Origin of the sequence: Pedobacter puniceum (genome assembly GCF_009674685.1) — a bacterium.
GTDB classification, from domain to species: Bacteria; Bacteroidota; Bacteroidia; order Sphingobacteriales; family Sphingobacteriaceae; genus Pseudopedobacter; species Pseudopedobacter puniceum.
The window spans coordinates 1-5,412 of sequence record NZ_WKJI01000009.1 but is presented as its reverse complement, the minus strand read 5'-3'; the positions used below and the strand labels follow the sequence as shown (position 1 = coordinate 5,412).

Sequence of the window (5,412 nt, the reverse complement as noted above, 5' to 3'; positions counted from 1 at the left end):
TTATTTATTTAATAAAAGTCGGCATCGACCTACTCTCCCACATTTTACTGCAGTACCATTGGCTCTGATGGGCTTAACTTCTCTGTTCGGAATGGGAAGAGGTGGACACCATCGATATAGACACCTGAATATCTTTATGTTGATTCGTTTCTTAGTTAGTAGCTACTAGTTATCAGTTTATGAACTTTTAACCTATTACTTATAACTCTAAACATACAACATTGACATATTATTGAAAGAAGATATTGTTCGAGAAAACAACAGTTTGATTTTCATCTATCTGTCTCTGGAAAGTATCGGATAATTAGTACTACTCGACTTTGATGTTACCACCTTTACATCTGTAGCCTATCAACGTGGTCATCTTCCACGATCCTCAATGGAAATCTCATCTTGTGGCTAGTTTCGCACTTAGATGCTTTCAGCGCTTATCTATTCCCGACGTAGCTACTCTGCAATGCCCCTGGCGGAACAACAGATTCACTAGAGGTCAGTCCAACCCGGTCCTCTCGTACTAAGGTCAGCCCCACTCAAATTTCCAACGCCCACAACAGATAGGGACCGAACTGTCTCGCGACGTTCTGAACCCAGCTCGCGTGCCACTTTAATCGGCGAACAGCCGAACCCTTGGGACCTTCTCCAGCCCCAGGATGTGACGAGCCGACATCGAGGTGCCAAACCTCCCCGTCGATATGAGCTCTTGGGGGAGATCAGCCTGTTATCCCCAGAGTACCTTTTATCCTTTGAGCGATGGCCCTTCCATGCAGAACCACCGGATCACTATATCCGTCTTTCGACCCTGATCGGCTTGTTGGCCTCACAGTCAAGCATGCTTTTGCTATTGCACTCCACGTACGGTTACCAAGCGTACTGAGCATACCTTTGAAAGCCTCCGTTACCCTTTTGGAGGCGACCACCCCAGTCAAACTACCCATCAAACAATGTCTCCCGCTTTGCAGGATTAGACACCGAATACAGAAAGGGTGGTATTTCAACGTTGGCTAACTGAATCCTAGCGAACCCAGATCATTGCCTCCCACCTATCCTACACATCCTGTACCCAATGTCAATGTTAAATTGTAGTGAAGGTTCATGGGGTCTTTCCGTCCCGTTGCGGGTACCCGGCGTCTTCACCGGGACCACAATTTCACCGAGCTCATGGCTGAGACAGCGCCCAGATCGTTACACCATTCGTGCAGGTCGGAACTTACCCGACAAGGAATTTCGCTACCTTAGGACCGTTATAGTTACGGCCGCCGTTTACTGGGGCTTCGATTCAATGCTTCTCCATTGCTGAATGACATCCCCTCTTAACCTTCCAGCACCGGGCAGGTGTCAGGCCTTATACCTCATCTTTCGATTTTGCAAAGCCATGTGTTTTTGTTAAACAGTCGCCTGGGCCTTTTCACTGCGGCCTCTATTGCTAGAGGCGCCCCTTCTCCCGAAGTTACAGGGCCATTTTGCCGAGTTCCTTAGCCATGATTCACTCGAGCACCTTAGAATTCTCTTCTCGACTACCTGTGTCGGTTTACGGTACGGGTTTTTATAACCTGATGCTTAGAGGGTTTTCTTGGAAGTCTGATTACCTGCTCTATCTAATTGCCCGAAGGCTCTCAGTACTATTGGGGTTCAGCAAGACCGGCGGATTTGCCTACCAGTCCTATACCTACGCCTTTTAACGAACTATTCCGTCAGTTCGCGGCAGTGTCACTACTCCGTCACCTCATCGCAGTTATAAAAAGTATGGGATTATTAACCCATTATCCATCGGCTTTCTCCGTTCGGATGCGCCTTAGGTCCCGACTAACCCTGATCCGATTAGCGTTGATCAGGAAACCTTAGTCTTTCGGTGGGCGGGTTTCTCTCCCGCCTTATCGTTACTTATGCCTACATTTGCTTTTCTATACGCTCCAACACCCATTACCAGATATCTTCACCGCATATAGAATGCTCCCCTACCGATATATTTCAATCCCATAGCTTCGGTGATATACTTAATGCCCGTTTATTATCCATGCCCGATCGCTCGACTAGTGAGCTGTTACGCACTCTTTAAATGAATGGCTGCTTCCAAGCCAACATCCTAGCTGTCTATGCAATCGGACCTCGTTAGTTCAACTTAGTATATACTTGGGGACCTTAGCTGATGGTCTGGGTTCTTTCCCTCTCGGCGCGTGACCTTAGCACCCCGCGCCTCACTGCAGTGTATATTTAATCAGCATTCGGAGTTTGTCTGGATTTGGTAGGATTTGACTCCCCCGCACCCAATCAGTAGCTCTACCTCTGTTAAACTTTACCACCACGCTGTTCCTAAAAACATTTCGGGGAGTACGAGCTATTTCCCAGTTTGATTAGCCTTTCACCCCTACCCACAGATCATCCGGAAACTTTTCAACGTTTATCGGTTCGGTCCTCCAGTACCTGTTACGGCACCTTCAACCTGTCCATGGGTAGATCACAAGGTTTCGCGTCTACCCCCTCTGACTGTACGCCCTATTCAGACTCGCTTTCGCTTCGGCTCCGTGGCTTAACCACTTAACCTTGCCAGAGAGGAGTAACTCGTAGGCTCATTATGCAAAAGGCACGCCGTCACAGAACTTGTCTGCTCCGACCGCTTGTAAGCACACGGTTTCAGGTTCTATTTCACTCCGCTATTCGCGGTTCTTTTCACCTTTCCCTCACGGTACTAGTTCACTATCGGTCTCTCAGGAGTATTTAGCCTTACCAGATGGTGCTGGCAGTTTCCCACAAGGCGTCTCCGACCTCGCGGTACTCAGGATACCACTATCCAATTATTACTTACGTCTACGCAGCTATCATGCGCTATGGCCAGGCTTCCCATCCTGTTCGACTTCATGCTAATCTTCATGTTGTGGTCCTACAACCCCAGTTATGCCGTAACATAACTGGTTTGGGCTCTTTCCCTTTCGCTCGCCACTACTCAGGAAATCATTATTATTTTCTCTTCCTCTGCTTACTTAGATGTTTCAGTTCGGCAGGTTTGCGCTATTGCAACTAGTCTTCAACTAGTTAGGTTGCCCCATTCGGAAATCTTCGGATTAATTCGTATGTGCCAATACCCGAAGCTTATCGCAGCTTATCACGTCCTTCATCGCCTCTGAGAGCCTAGGCATCCCCCGTGTGCTCTTATTTACTTTCTTTTTCTTGTATGCAAGCATACAAGCGTAGATGTCTCTACCTGTTGTCTTCTCTTTCAATAACTTCTTCCAATATGTCAAAGAACTTTTTTAAGTATCACAATAATTATATACTGCATATTTACTTAAACGTGGAGAATAACGGATTCGAACCGTTGACCCCCTGCGTGCAAGGCAGGTGCTCTAGCCAGCTGAGCTAATCCCCCTTTAAAGATGTTTTTCGAGTATAGTCTCTAAAGTTATATTCTAACTCTGTAACTTCTCTCTTGTAGTCTCGAGCAGATTTGAACTGCTGACCCCTACATTATCAGTGTAGTGCTCTAACCAACTGAGCTACGAGACTTTGTATCCCCTTACCTCATCGGTAGAACCACCGATTCTCATCTCTTCAGGTTCATTTCCTTTTATAAAAAAATATACATATAACGTAACAACTAAAAACCTTTTGACTTCTCTAGAAAGGAGGTATTCCAGCCGCACCTTCCGGTACGGCTACCTTGTTACGACTTAGCCCCAGTTATCGGTTTTACCCTAGGCCGCTCCTTGCGGTTACGGACTTTAGGCACCCCCAACTTCCATGGCTTGACGGGCGGTGTGTACAAGGCCCGGGAACGTATTCACCGCGTCATTGCTGATACGCGATTACTAGCGAATCCAACTTCACGGGGTCGAGTTGCAGACCCCGATCCGAACTGTGAATGGCTTTTTGAGATTGGCATCTTATCGCTAAGTAGCTGCCCTCTGTACCATCCATTGTAGCACGTGTGTAGCCCCGGACGTAAGGGCCATGATGACTTGACGTCGTCCCATCCTTCCTCTCTGTTTGCACAGGCAGTCTGTTTAGAGTCCCCATCTTTACATGCTGGCAACTAAACATAGGGGTTGCGCTCGTTGCGGGACTTAACCCAACACCTCACGGCACGAGCTGACGACAGCCATGCAGCACCTAGTTTCGTGTGGTAAACCACTGAATCATCTCTGATTCATTCACTAACTTTCAAGCCCGGGTAAGGTTCCTCGCGTATCATCGAATTAAACCACATGCTCCTCCGCTTGTGCGGGCCCCCGTCAATTCCTTTGAGTTTCACCCTTGCGGGCGTACTCCCCAGGTGGATAACTTAACGCTTTCGCTTGGACGCTGACTGTATATCGCCAACATCGAGTTATCATCGTTTAGGGCGTGGACTACCAGGGTATCTAATCCTGTTTGATCCCCACGCTTTCGAGCCTCAGCGTCAATTAAACCTTAGTAAGCTGCCTTCGCAATTGGTGTTCTGTGACATATCTATGCATTTCACCGCTACTTGTCACATTCCGCCTACCTCAAGTTCATTCAAGCCATTCAGTATCAAAGGCAAGCTTACAGTTGAGCTGCAAGTTTTCACCTCTGACTTAAACGGCCGCCTACGCTCCCTTTAAACCCAATAAATCCGGATAACGCTTGGATCCTCCGTATTACCGCGGCTGCTGGCACGGAGTTAGCCGATCCTTATTCTTACAGTACATTCAGCTATCTACTCGTAGATAGGTTTATTCCCGTATAAAAGCAGTTTACAACCCATAGGGCAGTCTTCCTGCACGCGGCATGGCTGGTTCAGAGTTGCCTCCATTGACCAATATTCCTTACTGCTGCCTCCCGTAGGAGTCTGGTCCGTGTCTCAGTACCAGTGTGGGGGGTCATCCTCTCAGATCCCCTAGTCATCGTCGCCTTGGTAAGCCGTTACCTTACCAACTAGCTAATGACACGCATGCCCATCTTCATCCTATCAATATTTGAACATTGTACGATGCCGTACTGTGTTTTTATGCGGTGTTAATCCGAATTTCTCCGGGCTATCCCCCTGATGAAGGTAGGTTGCATACGCGTTACGCACCCGTTCGCCACTCTCATGAGAAGCAAGCTCCTCAATCCCGTTCGACTTGCATGTATTAGGCCTGCCGCTAGCGTTCATCCTGAGCCAGGATCAAACTCTCCATTGTATAATGTGGTTTGATACTAACTTTCGTTAATATTTGTTTTGTTCCGTCTCTAGGTTACTGATCTCTCAGTGTCGCTACGTTATATGATATCTTTTTAAAGAACTTCTGCGCCTCTCTTCTCAGTTCGGCTTCTATATCCATCTAGATAATTAATATCCGTCTAGCTTTCTATCTCATTTATAAGTCACAATCGCTGTAACTCTTTCCCCCTTTCGGGGCTGCAAAGGTAATAACTCTAACACTCTCCTCCAAATGTTTTTGAAAATATTTTTTT

General features: G+C 47.2%; 2 tRNA genes and 3 rRNA genes. All 5 read right to left on the bottom strand.

Annotation, left to right across the window (positions count from 1 at the left end):
* Nucleotides 1-16 precede the first annotated feature (16 nt).
* Nucleotides 17-128 (bottom strand): 5S ribosomal RNA (gene rrf / locus GJJ64_RS16750).
* Between the two features lie 157 nt (nucleotides 129-285).
* Nucleotides 286-3,161: ribosomal RNA gene (locus tag GJJ64_RS16745) — 23S ribosomal RNA — on the bottom strand.
* A 129-nt stretch (nucleotides 3,162-3,290) separates the two neighbouring features.
* Nucleotides 3,291-3,364: transfer RNA gene (locus GJJ64_RS16740), tRNA-Ala, on the bottom strand.
* 63 nt (nucleotides 3,365-3,427) lie between these two features.
* Nucleotides 3,428-3,501: transfer RNA gene (locus GJJ64_RS16735), tRNA-Ile, on the bottom strand.
* A 115-nt stretch (nucleotides 3,502-3,616) separates the two neighbouring features.
* Nucleotides 3,617-5,138: ribosomal RNA gene (locus GJJ64_RS16730) — 16S ribosomal RNA — on the bottom strand.
* Together the 16S, 23S and 5S rRNA genes with 2 tRNA genes alongside form the textbook arrangement of a ribosomal RNA operon.
* Nucleotides 5,139-5,412: the final 274 nt, after the last annotated feature.